This is a genomic window from Kitasatospora sp. NPDC093550, from assembly GCF_044764985.1.
Classification (GTDB): domain Bacteria; phylum Actinomycetota; class Actinomycetes; order Streptomycetales; family Streptomycetaceae; genus Kitasatospora.
Genome location: NZ_JBIWJF010000044.1, coordinates 1 through 22,811 on the forward strand (window position 1 = coordinate 1; position 22,811 = coordinate 22,811).

25 protein-coding genes are annotated in these 22,811 nt (G+C 70.6%); 22 read left to right on the forward strand and 3 right to left on the reverse strand.

Annotated elements, in window-relative coordinates:
- The first annotated feature begins 155 nt into the window (after positions 1–155).
- The 13 genes from ACIRD3_RS37695 to ACIRD3_RS37755 all read left to right on the forward strand — a co-directional run bounded on the left by ACIRD3_RS37695 (position 156) and on the right by ACIRD3_RS37755 (position 12,458).
- Positions 156–698 (forward strand): hypothetical protein, encoded by a 543-nt coding sequence (locus ACIRD3_RS37695; RefSeq protein ID WP_402225904.1) that lies wholly within the window; start codon positions 156–158, stop codon positions 696–698.
- A gap of 475 nt (positions 699–1,173) precedes the next feature.
- The gene (locus tag ACIRD3_RS37700) at positions 1,174–1,776 is read left to right on the forward strand and encodes a hypothetical protein (protein ID WP_402225906.1); all 603 of its coding nucleotides are present in this window, start codon (positions 1,174–1,176) and stop codon (positions 1,774–1,776) included.
- A gap of 10 nt (positions 1,777–1,786) precedes the next feature.
- Positions 1,787–2,791 (forward strand): NlpC/P60 family protein, encoded by a 1,005-nt coding sequence (locus ACIRD3_RS37705; RefSeq protein WP_402225908.1) that lies wholly within the window; start codon positions 1,787–1,789, stop codon positions 2,789–2,791.
- 49 nt (positions 2,792–2,840) lie between these two features.
- Positions 2,841–3,179, forward strand: a complete 339-nt coding sequence (locus ACIRD3_RS37710) for a hypothetical protein (RefSeq protein ID WP_402225911.1) — start codon at positions 2,841–2,843, stop codon at positions 3,177–3,179.
- A 120-nt stretch (positions 3,180–3,299) separates the two neighbouring features.
- Positions 3,300–4,493 carry a hypothetical protein gene (locus tag ACIRD3_RS37715; protein WP_402225913.1) on the forward strand — a complete coding sequence of 398 codons (1,194 nt, stop codon included), beginning with the start codon at positions 3,300–3,302 and terminating at the stop codon, positions 4,491–4,493.
- Positions 4,474–6,447, forward strand: coding sequence for a hypothetical protein (locus ACIRD3_RS37720; protein ID WP_402225916.1), 1,974 nt, complete (start codon positions 4,474–4,476; stop codon positions 6,445–6,447). Before ACIRD3_RS37715 ends, ACIRD3_RS37720 begins: the two co-directional genes overlap by 20 nt.
- 3 nt (positions 6,448–6,450) lie before the next feature.
- On the forward strand, positions 6,451–7,980 hold the full coding sequence (locus ACIRD3_RS37725) for an SCO6880 family protein (protein ID WP_402225919.1): 1,530 nt from the start codon (positions 6,451–6,453) through the stop codon (positions 7,978–7,980).
- The gene (locus ACIRD3_RS37730; RefSeq protein ID WP_402225921.1) at positions 7,977–9,413 is read left to right on the forward strand and encodes an ATP/GTP-binding protein; all 1,437 of its coding nucleotides are present in this window, start codon (positions 7,977–7,979) and stop codon (positions 9,411–9,413) included. The genes ACIRD3_RS37725 and ACIRD3_RS37730 overlap by 4 nt, the downstream gene beginning before the upstream one ends.
- 62 nt (positions 9,414–9,475) lie before the next feature.
- Positions 9,476–9,793, forward strand: coding sequence for a DUF6238 family protein (locus ACIRD3_RS37735; protein WP_402225923.1), 318 nt, complete (start codon positions 9,476–9,478; stop codon positions 9,791–9,793).
- An 8-nt stretch (positions 9,794–9,801) separates the two neighbouring features.
- On the forward strand, positions 9,802–10,056 hold the full coding sequence (locus ACIRD3_RS37740) for a hypothetical protein (protein WP_402225925.1): 255 nt from the start codon (positions 9,802–9,804) through the stop codon (positions 10,054–10,056).
- Between the two features lie 34 nt (positions 10,057–10,090).
- On the forward strand, positions 10,091–11,533 hold the full coding sequence (locus ACIRD3_RS37745) for a type IV secretory system conjugative DNA transfer family protein (RefSeq protein ID WP_402225927.1): 1,443 nt from the start codon (positions 10,091–10,093) through the stop codon (positions 11,531–11,533).
- Complete coding sequence (locus ACIRD3_RS37750; RefSeq protein WP_402225930.1) at positions 11,530–12,021, forward strand: hypothetical protein; 492 nt, start codon at positions 11,530–11,532, stop codon at positions 12,019–12,021. Before ACIRD3_RS37745 ends, ACIRD3_RS37750 begins: the two co-directional genes overlap by 4 nt.
- A complete protein-coding gene (locus tag ACIRD3_RS37755; RefSeq protein ID WP_402225932.1) occupies positions 12,018–12,458 on the forward strand; it encodes a hypothetical protein in 441 nt (146 codons plus the stop codon). The genes ACIRD3_RS37750 and ACIRD3_RS37755 overlap by 4 nt, the downstream gene beginning before the upstream one ends.
- A gap of 205 nt (positions 12,459–12,663) precedes the next feature.
- Here the strand turns inward: ACIRD3_RS37755 and ACIRD3_RS37760 are convergent, their stop codons facing one another.
- Both ACIRD3_RS37760 and ACIRD3_RS37765 read right to left on the reverse strand, forming a co-directional pair.
- On the reverse strand, positions 12,664–12,888 hold the full coding sequence (locus ACIRD3_RS37760; protein ID WP_402225935.1) for a DUF397 domain-containing protein: 225 nt from the start codon (positions 12,886–12,888) through the stop codon (positions 12,664–12,666).
- A complete protein-coding gene (locus ACIRD3_RS37765; protein ID WP_402225937.1) occupies positions 12,885–13,736 on the reverse strand; it encodes a helix-turn-helix domain-containing protein in 852 nt (283 codons plus the stop codon). Before ACIRD3_RS37765 ends, ACIRD3_RS37760 begins: the two co-directional genes overlap by 4 nt.
- Positions 13,737–14,099: 363 nt before the next feature.
- On the opposite strand from ACIRD3_RS37765, the gene ACIRD3_RS37770 reads away from it, so the two are divergent.
- The 3 genes from ACIRD3_RS37770 (at position 14,100) to ACIRD3_RS37780 (ending at position 17,777) form a co-directional block, all read left to right on the forward strand.
- Positions 14,100–14,675, forward strand: coding sequence for an ATP-binding protein (locus ACIRD3_RS37770; RefSeq protein ID WP_402225939.1), 576 nt, complete (start codon positions 14,100–14,102; stop codon positions 14,673–14,675).
- A 359-nt stretch (positions 14,676–15,034) separates the two neighbouring features.
- Positions 15,035–15,589 (forward strand): hypothetical protein, encoded by a 555-nt coding sequence (locus ACIRD3_RS37775; RefSeq protein ID WP_402225940.1) that lies wholly within the window; start codon positions 15,035–15,037, stop codon positions 15,587–15,589.
- 364 nt (positions 15,590–15,953) lie between these two features.
- Positions 15,954–17,777, forward strand: a complete 1,824-nt coding sequence (locus tag ACIRD3_RS37780; RefSeq protein WP_402225942.1) for an SUMF1/EgtB/PvdO family nonheme iron enzyme — start codon at positions 15,954–15,956, stop codon at positions 17,775–17,777.
- A gap of 6 nt (positions 17,778–17,783) precedes the next feature.
- Here ACIRD3_RS37780 and ACIRD3_RS37785 read toward each other — a convergent pair whose 3' ends face one another.
- Positions 17,784–18,215 carry an NUDIX hydrolase gene (locus ACIRD3_RS37785; RefSeq protein ID WP_402225944.1) on the reverse strand — a complete coding sequence of 144 codons (432 nt, stop codon included), beginning with the start codon at positions 18,213–18,215 and terminating at the stop codon, positions 17,784–17,786.
- A 44-nt stretch (positions 18,216–18,259) separates the two neighbouring features.
- On the opposite strand from ACIRD3_RS37785, the gene ACIRD3_RS37790 reads away from it, so the two are divergent.
- From ACIRD3_RS37790 to ACIRD3_RS37815, 6 genes are all read left to right on the forward strand, one after another.
- Entirely contained in the window at positions 18,260–19,078 is an 819-nt protein-coding gene (locus ACIRD3_RS37790) for a sugar phosphate nucleotidyltransferase (RefSeq protein WP_402225946.1), read from the forward strand.
- Between the two features lie 622 nt (positions 19,079–19,700).
- Complete coding sequence (locus tag ACIRD3_RS37795) at positions 19,701–19,934, forward strand: hypothetical protein (RefSeq protein ID WP_402225949.1); 234 nt, start codon at positions 19,701–19,703, stop codon at positions 19,932–19,934.
- A gap of 62 nt (positions 19,935–19,996) precedes the next feature.
- Complete coding sequence (locus ACIRD3_RS37800; RefSeq protein ID WP_402225952.1) at positions 19,997–20,467, forward strand: hypothetical protein; 471 nt, start codon at positions 19,997–19,999, stop codon at positions 20,465–20,467.
- 161 nt (positions 20,468–20,628) lie between these two features.
- Complete coding sequence (locus ACIRD3_RS37805) at positions 20,629–20,919, forward strand: DUF397 domain-containing protein (RefSeq protein WP_402225954.1); 291 nt, start codon at positions 20,629–20,631, stop codon at positions 20,917–20,919.
- Between the two features lie 351 nt (positions 20,920–21,270).
- Positions 21,271–22,506 carry a methyltransferase, FxLD system gene (gene fxlM, locus ACIRD3_RS37810; protein ID WP_402225957.1) on the forward strand — a complete coding sequence of 412 codons (1,236 nt, stop codon included), beginning with the start codon at positions 21,271–21,273 and terminating at the stop codon, positions 22,504–22,506.
- Positions 22,507–22,579: 73 nt separating this feature from the next.
- Positions 22,580–22,747, forward strand: coding sequence for a hypothetical protein (locus tag ACIRD3_RS37815; RefSeq protein ID WP_402225959.1), 168 nt, complete (start codon positions 22,580–22,582; stop codon positions 22,745–22,747).
- The last annotated feature ends 64 nt before the right edge of the window (positions 22,748–22,811 follow it).

Here is a 22,811-nt window from a genome sequence, read left to right on the forward strand (position 1 = left end):
GCCGTGGTGCCGGCGGGGGGGGGCCGCCCCCCCCCCCCCCCCCCCGCCGCCCCCCCCCCCCCGGCCCCCCCCCCCGGGGGGGGGGCCGGGGGCGGCCCCCCCCCCCCCCCCCCCCCCCCCCCACGACCGGCCCTGTTGACCAGGAAGGACAAGCCATGTGGCGACGTCGGCAGCACCGCACCGTAGAGACCGCCCGCGCCGAAGGCGAACAGGCTGCGTCTGCGCTTGCCGTTCATCTCCAGAGCGGCGGCCAGCTAGTACCGGTCGAGGCAGCGGACGTCCCGCTGGCAGACGGCGAGACCGTCTTCGCGGACGTGTGGTGCTCGGCCGCCCGGTTCTACGGGACCGACGTCGTGTACCCGCGGTCGGCGGGGTACTGGGAGAACCACCCGACGTTCGGCCGGCAGTGGGTGCCCAACCCGCACGATGCCCGGCGGCGGCGGGAGGCCGAGGCCGCTGCCGAGCCGCAGTGGCGCGACCACACCCCGGCTCGTCTCGTCCTGACCTCCACAGGAGTGCGGTTGAAGCCGACCGGCTCGCCGACCTGGATGCCGTTCGACCACTGCCTCCTCACCGACCTGACCGCGGGGCCGAGCGAACTCGTGCTCTCGTACAGCGTGTGTGCTCCGCTACTGGTCTCCGGGCCTGCCGTTCCCTGGCTCGTGGTGGCCATCGAGCACCTTCGCCAGACCAACTGAAACAGCCTCTCGACCAAGAAGCCGGAACCTAATTCCTGGAATTAGGTTCCGGCTTTTTTGTTGATTCGAGTTGTCCGCAGACCTCTGTGAGGATTCAGGCACGGCCAACGCCACAAGGCACTTTTGGCCCGCCGGAGCCCGTCCATCGGGTTCCCCTTTTCCCGAGAGGGGCTGATGGCCTTGATATGAGATACCGCTTTCCATGCACCGTCACCCCGAACTATGCCATGGGTTGACTGGTATCGGAATCGGCATCCGACCTGGAATGAAGGTCTGCCGATGATCCCGGTGAACAGCCTGCGGGAAGGTGCGGCACAACGCCGCCCCTGGTCCGTGAATTCTACGGCGTCCAATCGCCGATAAAGCCCGCAGAGGCAATCCCCCTCCTCTGCGAAGGGGTGTTGCGGCCCTCGCCCCCTAGGGCCGCAACACCCGACCTCTCGAAATCCCCTCGCACCAAGATTGTGGATTCCGCATGCCCCAATCCAGTCGCTTCATACGCATATCCGCAGCCATGGGCCTCATCGGCACGCTGGCGGCGCTCTCCGCCGGCTGCTCCAGCGGGCCAGGCGCCTCCAGCCCGTCGGCCGCGCAGCCGAACACCGTCTCGGTCGGCGCCACGGAGACGACCACGGTCCGGGCCACCGGGAGTCCGACCGCACCACCGAGCACCACCCTCCCGGCGGACGTCGAGCAGACCGCGCGGGCGTTCACTACGGCCTATACCGAGCACGACGCCCGCGACGGCAGAGATACCTCGTTCGCCGATGCCGGGGTCCGCGCCTCCCAGCTCGCGGCGGGCGACCTGGTAGCCATCCTCAGCCAGAAGCGCCCCGGCCAGGACGCAGCCTGGTCAACGCTCCGCGCCGAGAAGGCCCGGCAGACGATCGAGATCACCTCCACTGCGGTTCCCGACGGCGCACCAGCTCCGACCCAGTCCGTTGCCCTGGTCCGGGTGGGCTACACCCTCACCACGGCCCCGGCCACCGGGCCCGAGCAGCGGAGCGGCGAGCAGCTCGCCCTGCGGCTCGAACACACCTCTCTGGGCTGGCGGGTCACCGCCCTGCCCTGGGCGTGAGGGGGCCGCGATGAACAAGGGCACTCAGCTCGGCCTGGGCCTCGTCTCCGCCATGTTCGTCAGCGGCGTCGCCCTGCTGACCACCTTCGGCGGGGCCGACAGCGCCTCCGCTCAGGAGGCCGGACCGGGCGGCGGAATCGCAACGGACGCACCCGTTCCCGGCTGGGTCCGCGACCTCGTTAACAAGAACGCGGGCCAGTGTCCGCAGGTCACGGCCTCGCTTCTCGCCGCTCAGCTCTACACGGAGTCGAACTTCGACGCCAAAGCCGTGTCGCCGGTCGGCGCCCAAGGCATCGCGCAGTTCATGCCCGGGACCTGGGCCCAGTACGGCGTGGACGGCGACGGTGACGGCATCAAGGACGTCTTCAACCCGGCCGACGCCATCGCCGCACAGGCCAAGTACGACTGCGTCCTGGCCGACGAGGTGAAGGACGTCGCGGGGGACTCCACGGAGAACATGCTCGCCGCGTACAACGCAGGCGGCGGGGCCGTGATCAAGTACGGCGGCATCCCGCCCTACCAGGAGACCCGCGACTACGTTCGCAACATCCGCGATCTGGCGGCGAAGTGGGCGGATGCCACCCAGCCGAACCTCCCGGCCGGCGAGGGCGCCACCCGTGCGATCTCCGCCGCGAAGTCCGCACTGGGGACTTGGTACCTGTGGGGCGGCCCCTGCGAATCGCCGTACACCGGCTCGCAGGGCTGCGACTGCTCGTCGCTCACCAAGATGGCCTGGGCCTCAGCTGGCGTGAATCTGCCACGGACGACCTACGACCAGGTCAATTCCGGCACAGCCGTGGCGAGCGTCTCCCAACTCGCCCCGGGAGACCTCCTGTTCACCCCGGGCTCGGACGGCACCGCGGCGGCCCCCGGTCACGTCGGGATGTACGTCGGCGACGGCCAGGTGATCGAGGCTCCGCACACAGGAGCGGTCGTGAGGCTCACTCCGCTCGCCCAGTGGACCGGCTCGGCGGGCCCGGCCAACACGGTCGTCGCAATGCGGCATATCGGCTGATCTTCGCTTTTTCCACTAATCCACCCCTTAAACACAAAAGGGATTGAACATGTTCCACATCCTCTCTGCCGCTGCCGACACCTCCCTGCACACCACCCTCGCCGCAGGTGCCGACGTCGTCTCCGGCGTCACCCCGGACTGGGGCCCCTTCGGGAAGCTGGGCTCCACGGCCAAGGTCATCCTCGGCGTCATCGCCGCTGTCACCCTCGTCATCGGCGCCGGCGCGTTCCTCGCCGGTGTCGGCAAGAGCAAGGGCTGGTTCGGCGAGGGCCACTCCACGATGGAGAGTTCGCGCGGTAAGGGCATGATGGTCGGCGGCCTGACCGTCGTCTTCCTGGTGGCGTCCTTCGGCACGATCTTCGGCATCACCTACGGCATGGGCGTGTGACCCATGGCCCTCAAAACCCGTAGGCGAAACGATTCTTCACAAGCGGCCGGTCCCCCTCGGTCGACCGCGAAGCTCTCGGGCCTGGCCGCTGGCGGGGTCGCGGTGGTCACCGTGGCCGGGGTGATCGTCAGCCTCGCCACCGGCAGCCCGTCCGCTCCCGCTTCCTCTGCGTCCGCGCCCGCCCACCCGGCTCCCCAGGTGAACGCGGAGCGGGCCCGGGAGGTCGACGGTGTCCCCGTGGGCTACCCGCACACGCAGGACGGCGCCAAGGCGGCGGCGGCCAACTACACCGTGGTCAGCGGCAGCACCACCTTCCTCACGAACAACGAGCAGCGGCACCGGGCCGTGGCGGCCATGGCTGCCCGGGACGCCGTCGACGCGGCCGGCAAGAAGGCCGACCTGGCCGCTGCTCAGGCGGTCTCCTCCCTCCGCGGTGACACCCCGGAGGTCTCCGCCGATCAGACCATCGCCCGTACCGGCGTCCTCGCCGCCCGTGTACTGGGCTACGGCGACCAGGGAGCCATGGTCCGGCTGTGGACGACGACGGTCCGCGGCAGCGCGGCCGGGCACGCAACGCCGGTGGCGGGGTACCAGTCGGTGACGGTCACCCTGGTCTGGGAGTCCAACGACTGGAAGCTCAAGGACAGTTCGATCACCACGGGCCTGGTCGCGCCGATCGACGTAAGGCAGGCGTCCAACGTCGCCGGGGACTTCTCCGGCTACGTGCCGGCCGCCGCAGAAGATCCGGTCGTGACCGGCGCGACCCGGCCGGACGGCTTCCCCGCGGCCTACGAGAAGAACGAGCGCGGGGCCCAGGCTGCTGCGGTCAGCGCCGTCATGTTGTACGGCGACCCGCGGTTCTTCACTGATGACGACTGGCGGCACCAGATGCTGGCGGCCACCGCAGCACCGAGCGTGCTCAAGTCGGTCACCTCGGACTCGGACTCGACTGCTCGCCTGGTCGCAGAGAACCGAGGTGTCGGGCCGGACGGCAAGTCGGCGGACGGCAGCGAACTGATCACACGAACAGCCGCCCTGGCGACCCGCACCATCTCCTTCTCCGACCAGGCCGCGAGCATCGAGCTGTGGACCGCGTCGGCCGGCGGGGTCGCAGGCAAGGACGAGACCCGCCGCCCGCAGGTTGCCTTCCTGCGGATGACCGTCGACCTCGTCTGGATCGACGGCACGTGGAAGACCACCGACGTCACGCCGTCCGCACCGCTCGTGCCGTCGCCGCCCGCGATGCAGCAGGCGGACTCGGCCGACAGCTTCGCCACGGTGGGGGGTGTCGACAATGCGCCTGCGACTGCGTGACGACGCCCCCGGCCTGCTGCGGGTGGAGCGGAGCACTCCGGGCCGCTGGCGGCGCAGGCTCCAGACCATCGCCGTGGTCAACGTGGTCATCGGGTTCTTCCTCGTCCCGGCCGCGCGGGCGGACAGCATCTTCTGCTACATCCCAATGGTCTGTGAGGCCAAGGCGGCGATCGACTTCGTCAAGGACCCGCTCGGCTTCCTTTTGCAGAAGCTGACGGAGGCCAACATCTGGTTCCTCCGCAAGATGCTAGAGCTGATCCAGAACACGACGAAGATCGACCTCACATCGCCCGGCTTCCTCAAGCAGTACGCGATCATCTTCGCGGCTTCCAGCCTGCTCACCGTGGCGCTGTGGCTGATCGCGGTGGCGAAGCGGGCGGTCCGCGGGGTCAGCATCGCCACCGCCGTTGGCGAGGCGATCGGCTTCTTGGTCCTCCAGTTCTTCGTCAACGCGCTGACGCCGGGGGCCATCGCGCTGCTGCTCAAGGCGATTGACGAGGTCACGGCCGTGTTCGAGCCGTACGCGACGAGCAACTTCAAGCCCTTCCTGGAGAACCTGCTGACGGTGATGGCGGCGAACCCCACCGAGGGCGTGGGTCAGTTGCTGGTCGTCAACCTGATCATGATGGCCGGTGCGCTGCTGATGTGGATCGAGCTGCTGATCCGCGGTGCGGCTATCTACGTGGCCGTCGCGCTCGGGCCCATCGTGAACGCGGGTCTGGTCGACCGCGACCTGTGGAACAAGTCCAAGAAGTGGTTCGGGGGCGTGTTCGCTGTCGGGCTCAGCAAGCCGGTTCTCTTCGCCCTGCTGGGCTTGGGCGGCGCGGTCCTCAGCGACAGCACGGGTTCCATGTCGGATGCGGTCTCCAAGACGCTGATCGGCGCGCTGATCCTCCTCCTGTCGGTCTTCGCAAGCGCCACGCTCTACCGGTGGGTGCCGGCCTTCGGTGACCAGATGGCCCAGCTCCACCACGACCGGAAGGCGGCCCAGTCCTCCGGCCCGGCCGCCGCGATCGACGGTCCCGGGCAGCACGCGAACCGGGCGATCAACTCCCGGGTGCAGGACGCCGTGGTCGGCGGCGGCGGGAAGTCCGCCGGCGCCACGGCGACCGGGGCCAAGATGGGCGGCGGAACTGCTGCGGCAGGCGGGCCCGTTGCCGCTGCGGCAGCTGTCGCTAAGGCAGGGTTCGACGTAGCGAAGAACAAGGCCGTCAGCTCGCCCGGCGCGCAAGGTGCAGACGCTGCCAACGGCGGCCTCGGCTCCGACCAGAACCAGAGCCAGTCCGAGAGCGGCGGCCACACGGGAGCCCCGGGCATCCCGGCCGGCCACCCGGAGGGCGCTTCCCCCGGTCCCGTCGTCGGCTCGGCCCCGGACTGGTCCGCGGCCAACGATCACGCGGCTCCCGAGGCTCCGGCCGCCGCCCGCCCGGAGGGCACCACCTCCGGTCCCATCGTCGGCTCGGCCCCGGACTGGTCCGCAGCCAGCGATCACGCCTCTTCCAGTACTCCGGCCCCGGCCAGTCCGGTGGGAGCTACGTCTGGCCCTGTCGTCGGACCAGCCCCGGCCCCGGCCCCGGCCTCGACTGGCGGCAACGCTGCCTCCAGCGCTCCGGCCACCGCCCGTCCGCAGGGCACGAGTTCAGCCCCGGTCGTCGGCCCCGCTCCGGCCCGGCCCGCTGTCGACAGCAACGCCGCGTCCCCGCGCCCGACCGGTACCGGCGGAGCACCGAGTCCCACACGGCCGATCCCGCCGCAGGCTCCGCCCCCGGCGGCACCCGCCCCGGCACCGGTGCCTCCAACAGCGCCAACGCCCCGCCCAACGGCGGCGCCCTCCTCCCCTTCTCCCTCACCGCGAACCGCCCCGGCCCCCGGGCCCTCCACCTCGCCCACGCCGCAGTCGCGGCCAACCGGCGGGCAGGCACCTGGCCGACCGGACCCCAGCAAGGACCGATGACCCATGTCGACTCGTACGTATCAGTTCGGAAAGCACCGCCCCACGGGCCTCGTAGGCCGCCGCGACCTCGGCGAACAGGTCGTCCTCGGCAGCGGCGCCGTGACCGGCCTCCTGCTCGGCTTCGCGTTCAGCGGCGCGACGGCCCTTGCTGCGGCGGGCCTGGTGGTGCCGATCCTGATCGCCCTGGCGATCGTCTACGCCCCCTACCGGCCGAAGGGCACCTCTCAGCGGCGGTCCATCTACCGCTGGTGGCGGATCAACCGCTACCACCGCAAGGCGCTCCGCCGTACCGGCGGCGTCTGGGTGTCGCCCGCCGTCGAGGCGGGCGTGCGCCGGGACGGCACACCGCCGGATGTCGCGCTGGCAGAGCCCGAGGGCATCGCGGGCATGACCTGGGTGCCGGTCACGGTCCGCGGGCAGCAGGCCGTCGTCGTCCTCCAGCCGCAGGCCGGCTGCGTCACCGCCGCGCTGGAGGTCACCTCGCCCGGTCTGGGCGGCAAGGACGTTGGGGAACAGGTCGTCGCACTGGAGCGCTGGGGCGAGTTGCTCGATGCGTTCGGCAATGTCGAGGAACACCCGGTGAAGAGGATTCAGGTCCTCGCCCGACAGATGAAGTCCGACCCGTACGCCCATCAGCGGTTCGTCGCCCAGCGCGACCAGTCCGCTGCCACGGCCAGCGCCCCTCAGTGGCTCAAGGACTCCTACGACGTGCTGGCCAACGCGGTGTCGACCTCGGCGGAGGAGCACCGGTACTACATCACCATCCACGCGAAGTTCACCCGGGACCTGGCTGCCGAAGGATCGGCGCGAGGAACGGGTGACGACGGGATCGCTGCCGCAATGGCGATGTACCTGGACGAGCTGTGGTCCCGTGCCGAGGACGCCGACCTGTCGGTGGTCGCTCCGCTGGACGAGGGCAGGTTGACGGCCCTCATTCGCAACAGTTACGACCCTGACCACGCGATCTGGGACATCGAGCTGCCGCAGGCCCACGCCTTCCCTCGCAACGTGGACGTCCGCAACGGAACGTACCTGGCTACCCGCGCGGCGGGCAGCACCGAGAGCTGGTACCACGCGACGGCCTACGTGGCGGCCTGGCCCACCACCCCGGTCGGCCCCGGGTTCTTGTCGCCCCTGCTGATCGGGATGCCCGACGTGATCCGCACCTTCTCCGTCACGCAGCAGCTGGAGCCGAACGACAAGGCCGTGGAGAGGATGTTGTCGGAGGACACGAACAACCAGGCAGAGATGCAGCGAAACCGTCAGCGCGGCAAGAACATTGACCCCCGCGACCAGATTGCGGCGAGCGCCACCGGTTCGCGCGGCATGGCCCTGGCCGCCTCGGGCGCGGCCGGCTCCGCGGTCGTCGGCTACATCACCATCTCCGCCCGCAGCGCCGAGGAGTTGGAGCGCACCAAGCGGACGACGGCTTCGCGCGCCCGCAACGCGGGCGGCCTGCGGATCGAGTGGCTCGACCTCGAACACGGCCGTGCCTTCGCCAACACCCTGCCGTTCGCCGGAGGCGTCAAGTGACCGACCTGCTCACCTTCGCCCCGCTGTCCCCGATGCACCAGACCGTGCGCCGCCCGCTCTACACGGAGACGACCACCAGTCAGGCCCTGTACCTGCCGGTGGCCCCGCCGACCCTGGGCAGCGCAGGCGCGATCATCGGCCGCGAATTGTATTCCGGAAAGGCATTTATCTACTGCCCTTTCACCGCATTCGGCGACGGCCTTCCCGGCGGAAACATGATCGTCATGGGCGACACCGGCCGGGGGAAGAGTTCTCTCACCAAGACGTACGCCGCCCGGCAAATTCGCCTCGGCCGGAAAGTCGTGGTCCTTGACACGAAAGAGCAAAAGGAAAGGGAGGAGGGCGAATGGGCTGCGCTCGGCCGCTCGCTCACCGGCAAGGCCCCGGTGAAGTTCGCCCCGGGTGGCGGGACCGGCGCCTCCTGTATCAACCCCATGGACCCCGCCATCGCGGGCAAGCGACAGGTCGAACTCGTCAGGACGATCGTCGAACTCGGCCTCGGTAGGCCATTGGACGAGTTCGCCGGCTCCGCCCTGCGGATCGCCATCCGCCGAGCCCACCAGCGGGCGGACGCCCTCGGCCGCACGCCCGTACTGGCGGACGTCGCCGCCGCCCTCCGAGCCCCCGAGGAGTCCGACGCCCTCGCCAAGCAGCGGACCCGGGACGAACTCCTCGCTGACGGACTGGAAGCGTCCTACGTCCTCGACCGACTGTGCGGCACCGAGCAGGACTCGACCGGGGACCTCGTCGGCATGCTCGACGGGCCGACCAGCCTCGGCGTGGGCCTCGACACCGACATGGTCGTCTTCGACCTCACCAAGGTCCCCTCCGGCGGCGTCGCGATGACGATCCTGGTCGCCGTGATCTCGGTGTTCCTCGAAGAGGTCTGGCTGCGACCGCTGTGCGAGTGCGGGACAGAGCCGAGCCAGCACGAGCGCGTCGTGGTCGACACGGACTCCGGCGCCTGGGAGGTCGGTCCGAACCCGGCAACGGGCTGCCGCCGCTACAGCCAGCGCAAGCGCATCCTCATCGCCGAAGAAGCGTGGCACATTCTCGGCACTCCGCAATTGGCCGCCCTGCTCGAAAAGTTCTTGAAGTTCGCTCGCGGCCTGGGCCTGTCGTGCATCTTCATCGTTCACCACCTGTCGGATATTGACGACTCCCCGGAAACGCAAGCCGCGCTGAAAATGGCCGACACCGTGGTCATTTACTCGATGAAAAAGGCCGAAGCAGAAGCCACCGTGGCCAGACTCGGGCTGCCCTCCTGGACAGCGGATCACATCACCCGCCTGCGCCGCGGGATCGCGCTGTGGGTGGTGGGAGAGGTGATCTACCCCGCCGTTCAGCACCTCCTGGTCGAAGCCGAGCAGCACCTGTGCTTCTCCTCCGGGTCGATGACCGACGTCTCCAGCAGCTACCCGGAAGCCGCATGAACGGCTCCCGGCACCTCTTCGCCGCCGGCCCCGTCCTGGCGGATTCGGAACGGACGCACTCCATGACCACCACCGCTGGGGCTACGTCCCCGGTAGAACAGCGCGCGGTGCGAGAAGACATCGACCAGCTGCACGCTGATGCCCTCGAACTCGCCCGGCGCGCGAAGACGCTGGCCACCGTCCTCGACCACGGCGACTACTCCGCCGCCGGGGGTCGCGTCCGTACCGCCGTCACCCACCTCTGGCGAGCGGCGGAAGACCTGCACGGGGCGTTCCACACGGCGCCGCCACGATGTGCCGGGCCTGACGCAGCAATCTCCCAGCTCTGCGGCCGGCGCATGCGCTACCTCGCTGCCCGAGCCGGACAGAAGGCCGCGTAGTGGACATCATGCCCAACGGGATCTCCGTGGCCCTGTACGCCATCGCCGCCGTGTGCGCGGTGACCATGGCCACCGTCTGGCTGCTGATGAAGCGTTCCGCGAGGAACGCCGGATTCGCGTCCAAGGCCCTGCTCAAGCGGCAGTTGTCGGCCGCAGCCGTCCTCAAGGCCACGGAGATCCGCCCCTCCCTCACCAGCGGTGAAGACCGCCCGCGCCGCCGGTCGGCGGTGGATCTGGCGAAGAAACGATCCGCCACCCGCTGACCCTCCTTCTCTCTCCCTCGCTTCGGAGCACGTCATGCAACACCGTCTCGACCCCCACGACTTCGGCTACTCGCTGGGGACCTCCCAGCGCCCGAAGGGCCTGGACCTGTTCTCCCGTGCCGACAAGGCTTGCAGGGTCGTCGGCCCCATGGGCAGCGGGAAGACCACCAGGTTCTTCGCCCCGACCATCCGCCGGTGGCCCGGCCCGGTCCTCGCCACCTCCACGAAGCCGGATCTGGTCGAACTGACCCTCGACGCCCGGCGCACCGGCAACAGGCCGGTCTTCGTCTTCGACCCGCAGGACATCGCGCCCTCCCTGCCAAGGTTCCGGTGGACGCCGATCACCGGCGCCGCCGAGACCGAGACCGCGATGATGCGGGCCAAGGCGTTCGTCGCCGGCTCGCGTACCCCGGGGGCCGCCGCGCAGTCCAGCGAGGGCGCGGCCTTCTACAGGGGCCAGGCCGCCAAGATCCTCGCCGCGTACTTCCACGCCGCCGCCCTCGACGGCGCGAGCCTGGAGTGGGTGTTGAAGTGGGCGCGGAAGCTCACCGACCCGGCGCCGCTCGGCATCCTCAACGCCCACCCGGGCGCCGGGCCCGGCTGGGCGGACATGCTCCGAACCGCCACCACCGGCGACAGCCGGACCGTCGGCAACACCGCCTCCACCCTGGACGCGGCCCTCGAACCGCTCATGCACGAGTCGGTCGTACAGGCCCTGCTAGGAGACGGCGAGGCTCCCACGGACTTCACCGAACTCCTCGACGCGAGCGGCACCATCTACCTGCTCGGCAAGGACTCCGAGGTCAACAGCGTCGCTCCGCTGACCACCGCGATCACGGAGGACCTGCTCGACATCGCCGAGGCCCACGCCATCGCCTCCGCCGCCGGCCGACTCGACCCGCCCCTCCTCGGAGCGCTGGACGAAGCACCGAACATCGCCCCAATCCCCTCCTTGCGGCAGCGCGTTGCCGATGGCCGAGGTCGCGGACTCACCGTGATCATCGGCCTCCAGGGCTGGGCGTCGGCCCGCGCCCGGTTCGGCGAGGACACCGCGAACGAGCTGGCCTCGTTCACCAACAACGTCGTCGTGTTCGGCGGGTCGAAGGACCCCGGCTTCCTCAAGGACCTGTCCGACCTGTGCGGACAGGTCGAACGCGAGCGCACCACGAAGACGACCAGCGGCGGAGACCGCGGGAGCCACTCGACCGCCACCCACATGGCACTGGAGCCGGTTCTGCGGGGTGACGAAATCAGGGCGCTGGCGGAAGGCCACGCCCTCGTACTCGCCGACAACCTGCCCCCGGTGATCACCCGCTTCGACGGCATGTGGACCTGGGAGTCCTGGCCCGAGATCGAAGCTCATGTCCACCAGTTGCGTGCCGCAAACGAGACGGAGCGCCGTCGGCGGTCCGCAGCAAAGAAGAAGCAGGCCAAGGCCCATGCCGCGACCTGGGCCGAGCGGGGAGCCGCCGCGTGAATCCGCTCGCGCAGTTCAAGCCCTTCCCCGAGCCGCCCGCGCTGATCCTGGAGTACATCGCGGAACGGAGCACGGAGGAGTCCGTGGTCGACGGCCCCCCTCCGTGGGACCTCGGTGCCCTACCCGCGGAGCTGATCGAGCCGATGCCCGAGTGGCTGGACGCGGTGTGCCGCTGGCTGAACGAGGCGTACGCCTGGCAGCCGCAGGACGTAATCCCACCCTGCTGGAAGAAGCACGAGGGCCTGGGCTACGAGGTCGCCGCCTTGGCCTTCGCCCGGGATGACGCTTACGCCGACGCGGGCTCCACCGTCGTCTGGCACGAGCAGTACGACCGGTTCCTCAGCCGCATGAACAAGGCCCTCGGCAAGGCCGGCGACGAGTGCCGCCTTGGACGGCACGAAGACCGCCCCGCGCGCTTCCAGCTCGCCGCCTGGGGCGAGGCCCCTGCCGACCGGTCAACCGCAACTACCGCCGGAGGCTCCGCATGATGATGCCGAACCCGAACATCGTCTTCGACGCCGACCCGCGGTACGGTCTGGTCGCTCGAAGCGGCTGGGAGCAAGAGGAGGCCCGCACCGTACTCCGCGATCTCGGGTGGGAGTGGCAGGAGGAGCTGCACGCCCTGGTCCCGCCGGCCGACACACCGGACGCTGACGCTGGGGTTCAGGCAGTCGAGCAGCTGCACCTGCACGGGTATCTGGCGGGATACGCGGTGGGGCGGTTCGGTGCGATGCGGCTGACGCTCGACCGCGCCGAACAGGTGCTCACGAAGGCGGTAGTGCAGCAGGGCCCCGGGCCCCAGCAAGGCGTAACACCCTGTGCTGGATCTCGGGGGGCGGAGAAGTCACGAAGTGCGGCATACCGCGGAGCGACAGATCCGGTGCATACCGCCTCACCAGAAACACCAGCCCCGCCACTGCACTAGGTGCGCTACCTCCAGCGGAACGGGTGGAATCTTCCGTAGCGCCGTGTCGGGGCCGATGCGTACGATCAACAACCGCACACCTGTGGCCCCGGCGCCCTACGGAAGCGACGGGGCCACAGGTGTGTTCCGATTTACCGGGCCCCGGCTCGGAACCCATGAATGAGCTTGGCAGGCCGGCACGCTACGGAAGTGCCGGAACTGCGGGTCAAGCCGTGACGGGGACCAGGGTGCCGGTGCCAACTGCCCGGGCGAATGCCGCCCACGCCTGTGGCTGGTGACGGTGGCCCGGGCCAGTCGGGTTTTTGCTGTCCGCCACAACCACCTCGCCATCCAGGCCAGCGGTCTCGACGCAGTCGGCGCCCTGGTTGCTGTAGCTCGACTTCCGCATGGTGACGCCGAGTTCGGCAATGTTTGGGTAGTAGGTGCTCACTTGATCTTGTCTCTCTTCTCGGTGATGAATGCGAGTGAGTTGTCCAGAGGAAGGGCCTCGGCCGTGATCTTCTGGAAAGTCCCGTGGAACTCCGCTACCGCCCGCCGCTCTTCAATCCACACCTCGGTCTGTTGCGCCACGACGAGGGCGACGTCGAGCGGAGGGTCGTAGGGAAATCCGAGGATGGTCAGCGCGCCGTTCATCGCCGGATTCAGCGCGCAGCCTGAAGGCATGATCTGGATGTTGACGTTGGGGAAGCGCGCGACCTGTATCAGCCGGTCCATCTGCGCCCGCATGACGTCTGGGCCGCCACCCTTGACGCTCAGCGCGGCCTCGTGGATCACAGCCCAGATCTCCGGCGGCCTCGGGCGCGTCAGGACGGCCTGCCGTGCCATCCGCACATCGACCCGGCGCTGTGCCTCCTCGTCTGAGAACCCGCCCAGCTCGGTGAAGATCGCCCGCGCGTAGTCGGGCGTCTGGAACAACCCCGGGATGAAGAACGGCTGGTAGGTCTTGATCACCGAAGCTTCGCTCTCCAGCGAGGCCAGGTCGACGGTCTGCTCGTCGACCACGCCGGTGTACGGCAGCCACCAGCCCTGCTTCGGGGCGTTCTTCGCGATGTCGAGAAGGCCAGCCCTCTGGCCGTCGTCCACCCCGAGGAAGTCGAGGAGTTCGGCGGCGTGCTCGACCTTGACCGCGCCCTTCGCATTCTCGGCGCGGCTGATCTTGTAGACGCTCCAGTTCGGCAGGGCCTTGGCCACGTCCTCGGGCAGAAGCCCACGCTCCTCGCGGATGCGACGGAACTCGTTGCCCAGCTGGATGCGCCTCACGGTCCGCTGGAATGCCACCTTCGCCCCTCCTGTGTCGATCGTCAGCACAGTGTGCCTGGCCGCTGGCGGTGCGCGCTACCGCCTTCAAACGGCATATGCCTCGACATTGCGTGCGACTGTGCAAGCTTGCACAGATGGCCGAAGTGGTTGCGCCGGATCGCACCAGAGGCCATGCTGTGTGTAACGAACTGCACGCAACGAGTTGGTGGTTGCGGAGACAGTTCGCCAGTGTTGCCTGCTCACAGTGATCTTGATTCACCGTCAGACCAGCTCGCCGCCGTGTCGCTCTCGGCCGGGCCCTGACATGCGTGCGACCGCCACGGCCGCTTCCCCGGAACCACCCCCAATGCCGTCCGTAGCGGCACACCCGGAGGAACTGTCATGCCTCTCATCGACTTCACAATTCCCGCTTCTCCCGAAGCAGTTGGGATGGTCCGGCGGACCGTTGTCCCGCTCCTCGCCCTCTCCCTCGGTCTCACAGAGGAGGAGGGCGAGAACCTGGGGCTGATGCTGTCCGAGCTGGTCACCAACGGCTATCTCCACGGCTGCCGGAAGCGGCAGGGGCACGACCTCGGGATCTGGGCCTCCGTCGCGGACGGCGGACGGTTGCGGGTGGAGGTGACGGACCCGGCCCTCCCGGCCGTGCGGATGCAGGGGAGAAGGTTGGCATGGGAGGGCGGCCGGGGGTTGCTCATCATCTCCCGCCTGGCCGCCGACCACGGGAGCGAGCGGGACTTGGAGGCCGGCACTCGGATCTCCTGGTTCGAGATGGACATCGCCGCACTGCTCCCCGTCGACAAGGACCAGGAGGAGGAGAGCACCGCGGCTGGCAGCTCCTCAGATCCGGAACCGGTGCGGCCGGTGAACACCGTCGCCCTCGCCGCCCGCATCGCGGACGCCCGCCCGGCCGTCACCGTCGGCACCATCGGCGCCCGACCGATAACCGCCGCCGCATAGACCTCCGGCGGCACCCTGCTACGGAACACGGGGTGCCGCCGGAACCAAACCCCGCCCTGCGATCCCGGGGGCGGGCAACCCGGCATCCCCGCCCCCGGCACAACTCCGGCCCCTTCCGTGAAATCGGGCCGACGGAGGGGGCGGGGTGCCAGCGGGCCGCACAACGGCGTGCGGCCCGAGCACAGACCGCCGGCCTCGCAACCAGATGGACAGCGAGCGCGGGTCCGGCGGCGCCCAGGCGCCTCACTCAGCGCCCCTTTCCGGGGCGGCGCAGGTGCCGGGGTGGGTGGCCGAACCGGTGCGGCCACCCACCCACGGGGGACAGCACCGAGGACGTACGGACGGGAGGAGCGGGGAAGATGGCGAAGCACGCCAGAGCCGCGAGCACGGGCAGCGAGAGCCAGATGTCCGTGAGGCGCGGTGCTCCCCCGCCGTACGTCCTCGGTGCACACTGGCTCGCCCGGGCCAACCACGACCACCGCGCCGTGATCGCCGCCTGGACCCGCTACGAACTCGCGGACATCCGGGTAGGGGTCACGTTCTACCTCGTGCGGATCACCAACCACCGCCTCGGCATCGCCGCCCTCGGCCAGCTGCACCAGGTGGAGCAGGAGACCGGACCGGTCGGCCCCGTGATCTCCGACGAGCTGGGCAGCTGCGTGGAATTCCTGGTCCCCTCCTCCACTGCCTTCTGGGAGATGCGCGAGTCCGATCTCCTGACCGGCGCACCCGCCCAGGGCGTCCTTCCGGTCCTGAGCAGCCCCCCACCGGGGAAGGGGCCGGTGAACGGGCGCCGCTGGCTGGTCGAGCCGGACGGCACCGGCGCCCTCACCCACGCCCGCAACCTCGCCTCCGCCCTCCGCGCCGCCCGCCGTGAGCTGCACGACGGAGGCGGGAACGCGGCTGCCGCCTAGACCACCACCGACCGCCCCGGCCCGACCCCGGCCGCCGGGGCACGCCACCCGGCGTGCGCCTCCCCCCTCGCGCCCCGGGTGGCCACCACGGGCCCGCCCCCGCCGACCCCCCCGCACGCGACCGGGAGACCGCGTGCGGGGCAGGCGGGGATGGCGGGGGCGGGCCCGCCACAGACCGCCGCGCCCGGGTCCAGCTGAGTGGCCCACGAAGGCGCGGCACCGCCGCCGCCCAGCCCGCGAATCCCACGCGGACCCGGGCGGCGGCACCACCAGCTCCCCGGGTGCTGGCCTCCAAGGGCGAGGCAGGCCGGCGCCCGGGGCGAACCATCAACCCGCCATCGAGGGAATAGAATTGGAGACCAGGGTGAGTACGCAGACGTGGAGCGACACCGAGCAGGACTGGGAAGACCCGGCGCGCAGCGCCGTGGACATCGCCGAGCACGTCGCCGCCCTGTTCGATCCGAAGGCGGCCCCGCTCCTCACCCTCGGCACCTTCGAGCGAGTCGGGAGCAACTGGTGCTCCGACACCCTGCGCCCCTGGCTGCCGCAGCACAACGAGCCGTTCCGGCAGCAGTTAGGCGCACACCACCCCCTCTCCCCCAACAACCGCCGCCTGCCCGGCCCGGCCGACGCCGACCTCCCCGGCTTGCCCGCCCACCACCTCGCCTGCGCCCTCGCCGACCTCTACGACCCCGACCGGCGCCACATGGTGAAGGAGACGAACCTTTGGTTCGCCACCGGAGCCGTCACCAACCTCCTCCCCAACTCGCCAATCCTCGTCCTCTCCCGCGCCCCCCTCGGCATCGCCAGCAGCTTCGCGCGCGGCAACCTCTTCGAGCGCTGGCACTACGCCAGCCGCTACGAAATGCTGAGCAGCGCGGCGCGGAAGTCCGCCCAGTGGGCCCCCTGGGCCGAGCTCCTTCCCGAGGACGATCCGGAGCCCGCTGCCGCCCTCGGCCGCCTCATCGCCCTCAACTCCCTCCTGCTCTCCCACGCGGTCAGGAAGGACGTCGGCGGTATCGGCCGCCCCTACGCCCACCTCGCGTACGAGCGGCACGTCCTGGCCCCCGAGGCGGTCCGCGCCAACCTCGCCGACTACCTCGACATTCCCCTGACCGCCAAGCCCGCCCCGGCCCGGCCGCAGGCCGGCGCCCGCGGCGCGGACACCACCTTCGCCACCGGGCAGCACAAGAGCGAGCTGGTCGCCGAGCTGGACACGCGCACCGCAGCCCTCGTCCCCCACCACGTCGCCGAAACCCTGGCCCGCGCGGGCAACGTGATGGAGCAGCAGGTGGTCGACAACGCCCGCCACTGGCTCACCGGCGACGACCTGTACGAGGTGCGCGAGCCCGCCGCGTCGGTGCCCCGCCCCCAGGGCGGGACGGCGCAGGGGACGGAGCGGCGGCCGGGCCCGGCCAACTACCGCCCGGCGGTCGGGGGCAGCACGGTGATGTGGCGCACCCACCTGGTCAGCAACGAGGAGATGGCCGAACTCCTGAACATCCTCAGCGAGGCGGGGATGGACAACGCCCGCGACGGCGTCAACCTGTTCGTCATCCCGATGAGGATGCAGCGCGGTGGCCGCCTCCACCGCGACCCGGACGGCCGCTGGCGCCCGACACCGGGGTACGAGCACCACCCGGCCTACTGGGTCACCTGGCTCGGCGCCGCCGCTCTCGCCGCCTGGCACGGTGCCCGACTCCCCACCCGGGCCGAGGTTCTGGAAGCCGCGGCGACCGTGACCGCCGTCTACAACTCCGATTACCGCTTCGGCGACGCCACTTCGGTGGTCGAGCCCGGCCGCGAGCCCGGGGACATCCACCACCTGGTCGGCAACGTGCAGGTGTGGTGCCAGGACGGCCCAGACGCGGGGGAGGCCGCCGGCCTCGAACTCCCGCTTCGCCGTCACCTGGTCGGCGCCGCCTGGAACACCCCCGCGACGCGGGAGGCGGTGGCGGAGGGCCGCTCGCGCTTCCTCCTCGGTGCCTCACGCGGTGTCGGCGTCCGTCTGGTGCGTGACCCGAGTATCAGGGCGGCGGACGAGATCGGGGCGTGGGAACTGGCGACGCGCGTCGGGGAGTGGGTCAACTCCCTCGACCCCACTGGCTTCCCCCTCGGCTACCTCGACCGCGCCCTCGTCAACGCTCTCACCAGCCCCGAAGCGGGGGCCGGGGAGAGCGAGGAGTAGCAGCGGTCAGAGGCCGATGGCCGACTTCGGGCCCATGTAGGAACCGGCACCCGGCCAGCCGTCGCGGGCCAGCTGGACGAACTTCTCGGTGAAGCCGAGGGCGGGCAGGTCGTCCAGCGCCACCCACTCCACGCCACGAATCGGGCGAGTGTCTGCGCCCTCCTTCACCTGCCCGATCTGCCCCCCGACCACCTTGATCTCGAAGGAGATGTGGACGACATGCGCCGCCACGACGTCGCAGACGTACAGGAGGGTGCCGACCTCCGCCTCCAGGCCGGTTTCCTCCAGAATCTCCCGCCGGAGTGCCTCTTCCAGGGTCTCGCCGTCCTCGACTTTCCCACCGGGCAGGGACCACGTCCGCTCGCCCTCGGTGTCCTGGTTCAGCAGCAGCAGCTGCCCATCACTGTTCACGGCCACGCCGGTCACTCGCGTATGCATCCCGGCACCGTACTCCCCTCCAACTCGTCGACGGAGACGATCTGATGAAGACGCAGCGCAGCACCGCCGTGGTCATCGCCGCCGGAGGACTGGGCACCAGGGTGGCGGGGTGGTCCACGTTCATGCCGAAGGAGTTTCGCCCGGTCGAGGGACGGCCCGGCATCGTCCATGTCCTCCAAGAGGCGGAGACGGGCGGCGCCCGGCGGGCCGTTGTCGTCCACCATCCCTACTACGCCGGCCTCGCCGACTGGAGCAACCAGGTCTTCGGCCCAGGCGGCACTTCCCGCTACCGGCAGCTGGCCCAGCAGCCCGGCGGCCAGCAGCCGCTCCTCCACGTGGACTTCATTGCGCAGCACGGGCAGTACGCCGATGTCACCTCCGCCCTCAACGGCTCCGAGCACCTGCGCACCGGCAACTTCGCACTCGTCTTCTCCGACAACGTCGACCCGGAGCACCGGGCCCTGGCGGAGCTGGTCGACGCCACCGACCCTGAGCACCCGGCCGTCCTCACCTCCCCCTTCGACATCCACCGCGCCTCCACCCACGGCGTCGTCATCTGCTCCGGCACAGGCCCCGTGCTAACCATGACCCGTCTGGTGGAGAAGCCGGACTTCGTCAACGCTGCCCGGCTGGTGGCCGAGCACGGCCCGGACCGCCTCCGGCTTCTGCAAGGCCGGATGCGGATCACCCCGCCGCTGCTCCACCACCTGGCCGCCACCGCCCGGCACGCCCAGCGTGCGGAGCCGAAGGTGTCGCTGGCCCTCGCCTCCTACGCCCTCCGCCACCGGGTTCAGGTGGTGACCAGCACGGTGCCGATGGTCGACCTCGGCGCCCCCGACCTGGACCGGGCGGCGGCATCGTGACCGAAGGGGAGGGCCGGGTGTGGCGGCCGGGCGCCTGGACCGGGATGGCGGACCGTCGCCCGCAGGTGTCCCCGCGTCCGGCTCGCGCGGACCCGCTGCCCGCCCCGGGTCGGCGCAGGGCACGGAGTCGCATGGAGGAGGAGTACCCCGGCATCCTCATCCCCGACGTCCCCGCCAGGCCCGCCGCTGCCCACAGCCCGGTTGCCACCTGGGCTGGCGGCTCCCTCTTTCTCGCTCCGCCCCCGGCCGACCCGCGCCCGACCCGGGAGCCGATCCCCCTGCACCAGCGCCCGTGGCACCGCCCGCCGTACACCGAGATGAGGACGCCGTGACGACCGACCAGACCGCCAGCGAGGACGAGACCACCGCGGCTCAGCCGCCGCTGCCCAGACGCAAGGCCGGGTACGGCAGCGCTCGGGCGGCCTTGCGGCCGCCCGCCGCACCGCCGACTTCCTCCGCCACGAGCCCACCGAGCGGTGGCTGAGTGTGGCTGAGGCGTTCGACACCCCCTCCGCCGTCCGTCCCACCTCCAACGGCCAGTGAGCCGTACGGCCGGGCGGCCGCCACCCCACCGCCCGGCCGGTCGTTGCGGCCGTGAGGAGCCGACAGGGAGGCCAGGGCAATGGGCAGGCACCGCAGGCCGGCGGACCCGGGCGAGGACACCGAGGAGCTGGACGCCGCGCTCCTCGCCGTCGTCCTCGGCGAGCCGATCACGGTGGACGGGGTGGCCACGGCGCCGGGCAGCACCACGTCCTACCTCTACCGCCGTACGCACCACCCGGACGGCACCTCCACCTACTGCACGGTCCGCATCGCCGACTTGCCGACCTACGGCTTCCCCCCACCCGACCCCTGACCGCCCCGGGCCCGCCTTCCCGAAATTGGGGAAGGCGCCCGGCGCTTGGAGAATCCGCCCCGATGAGGCTCGGCCATCCACCCGACTGCACCTGCGAAATCTGGCCGGACTCCCCCGGCATCGCCCGGCTGAACCGGCAGCGGGCGGAGGAGTTGAAGGAGTGGCCGAAGCGGGTGATCGCGCCCAGCAGCCACGCGGCGACGCACGCGGCGCAGGACGAGCGGACCCGCTGCGGCTTCATCATCATCCCCACCGACAGGGAGAAACCCGGGTGCTCCACCGTCGACTGCACCCCCTGCCTCGCGCCGGAGGCGGCGGCGACGGCAAAGGTCGACAGGCGCCGCTCCAGAGCCCGACGCGGCGCATACGACGCGCCCGGGAAGCTGTCCACGGAGGCGGCCATGCGCACCACCAACGCCCTAACCAACCGTGAACCGAAGGAGGCGGCCGAGGCCCTGCGAGCCCTCAGCCTGCCCCTCCGCTACCACGCCCTCGTTCTAGACCTACTCGATCAGCTGGAGCAGGACGGTTGACGCGCCGGGTCCGCTGCTGGCGCGAGCGGTCAGATCCGCGCAACCCCTGGCCACGGCCGAGCCGTCGTCTGCGAGGATGCGGCGGGTGCCGACGACTTCGCCGACCACCACCATCTGGGGCCGGCCGGTAGTCGGCCACCGTCAAGTTGGAGGAAGGCGAGATGTCGGAGAACACCCCGGCCGAGGGCACGCCGGTGGCGAAGCCCAAGTACACACGGGAGGAGCTGATCGGCCTCACCTGGTACGGCGCCCCCGGCGACACCGAGGGGCCACAGGTGGCGTTCCCGAAGGACGGTACCGGCAACGTGGTGATGCGCCACGGGGCGGACCACGACGCCCCGTTCCTCGTCTACACCCCCAGCGAGTGGGAGGCGTTCCAGGCCGGCGCCGCAGACGGGGAGTTCGATGAGGTGGAACAGCAGATCCCAGATACCGGTCCCGCCGCTGGATAAGGGGGGTGGTTGCGCCCGGCCAGCAGCACGGCCGCTTCCCCGAATCGTGGTGTCGAGATTCGGCCGTTGCCACGGTTCCGGTTGCGCCCGGCGCCGAGACTTCCTCGTCACTGGTCACGGCCACCCTGGCGGGTCAGTGCGGGTCAGGTGCCGGATCGGGTGAACGCGGCGATGCCCTGGACCTGCGCCCCGGCGCAGTCGGCGATTGGCCGGAAACCCTGGAGAACGGGGTGCGGACTGCTGATTACGGTGAGCACTCTCTCCACTACTAATCGCCCTGGGAGCCAACAGCTGTGTTGACCTCGCGTGACGCTGCCCCCCGAGGGACCGCCGGTGTCTAAGCTCCCCAGCATGAAGACCGTCAGTGACCGAGATGTCACAGATCTGGCCGCCGAGGCGGCCGAGCTGAACAACCACCTGGTCTCCCAGCTGGAGCAGGCGGGCAGGATCACCAGCGCCACGATCGCAGCCGCGTTCCGGGCTACCCCCCGCCACCTCTTCGTGCAAGACGTCGAGTTGAGCGAGGCGTACAAGGACGACTACCACCCCACCGACCGCGATGGTGACGGCCGATTGCTCAGCTCCGTCAGTGCGCCGTGGCTGGTCGCGCAGATGCTGGAGTACCTGCGGCCCCAGCCGGGCAACGCGGTGCTGGAGATCGGCTCCGGCGGCTACAACGCCGCCCTCCTCCACCAACTCGTCGGCGACGCAGGCGCGGTGACCAGCATCGACATCGACCCCGTGGTGACCGAGCGCGCCCACCGCTGCCTGCGGTCCGCCGGTCTGGAGGACTCCGTCCGCATCATCACCGGCGATGGTGCCCACGGTGTCCCCGACGCGGCCCCGTACGACCGGATCGAGGTGACCGTGCAGGCGGCCGCGATCGAGCAGACCTGGCTGGACCAGCTCGCCCCCAACGGCGTCCTCGTCGTCCCTCTGCGCGTGCGCGGCCTCGGCCGCCTCGTCGCCCTCACCCCGGACGGCCTAGGACACTACTCCGGCGGCGGCTGGCTCCCCTGCGGCTTTGTGGCGATGCGCGGGGAGGCGGCGAGCTCCACCCAGATGCACGCGCTGACCCCCGGCGCCCGCGTCCGGGTCGACGGCACCCAGCAGCTCGACATCGAGGCCCTGACGAAGGCTCTTGGTACCACCGGCACGCCGTGCTGGTCCGGGGTCGAAGTGGGCACGAGCGAGGGCACCCGGCCGGTGATCGACCTGTGGTTCGCCACCGTCCTCGACGCCTACGGCACCCTGCTGGCCGACCCACGGACCTCCGCCCTGCGGGCGCTGCCCGGCGGCACCCCGCTCACCTGGAACGTCGACTCCACCACCGCGGCTTACGTGACGATGCGTCCGGTCCTCGGGCACAGCGACCGGTACGAGTACGGCGTGATCCTCCACGGGGAGGACGCCAGCTTGGCCGAGGCCCTGGTGGAGAGCCTGCGGGAGTGGGACCGGGACCACCGGGGACGCCCCGGCCCCGTCCTCCACGTTTACGACCACGGCACCGACCCCGCGACCATGGCCCCCGGCCGGGCCCTGGAGCGACCCGGCGCGCCGATGGTCCTCACCTGGCCGAAGGACTGACGGCCACCCACACTCCCGGACCCGCACGGTCCGGGCGCACCATCCCCACCCGGACGATGGAAGGAGGACGCACATGAGCAAAGCACTGCTGGATGCCTTCGCGCTCGACGCGAAGAACACGCCGCTGACCGCTGTGCGCGATAACTACGCGGACACCGAGGGCGACACCACCGGTGACGGCTGCGGGGAATCGCCCCCGGCCGGACCGACCAGCGGCTGCCTGATCCCGGGCCAGCTGTAGCAGCACAACGGGTGGGCGACACCGGCGGCTCTGGTGTCGCCCACCCGGCCGTTCGACCAAGGGG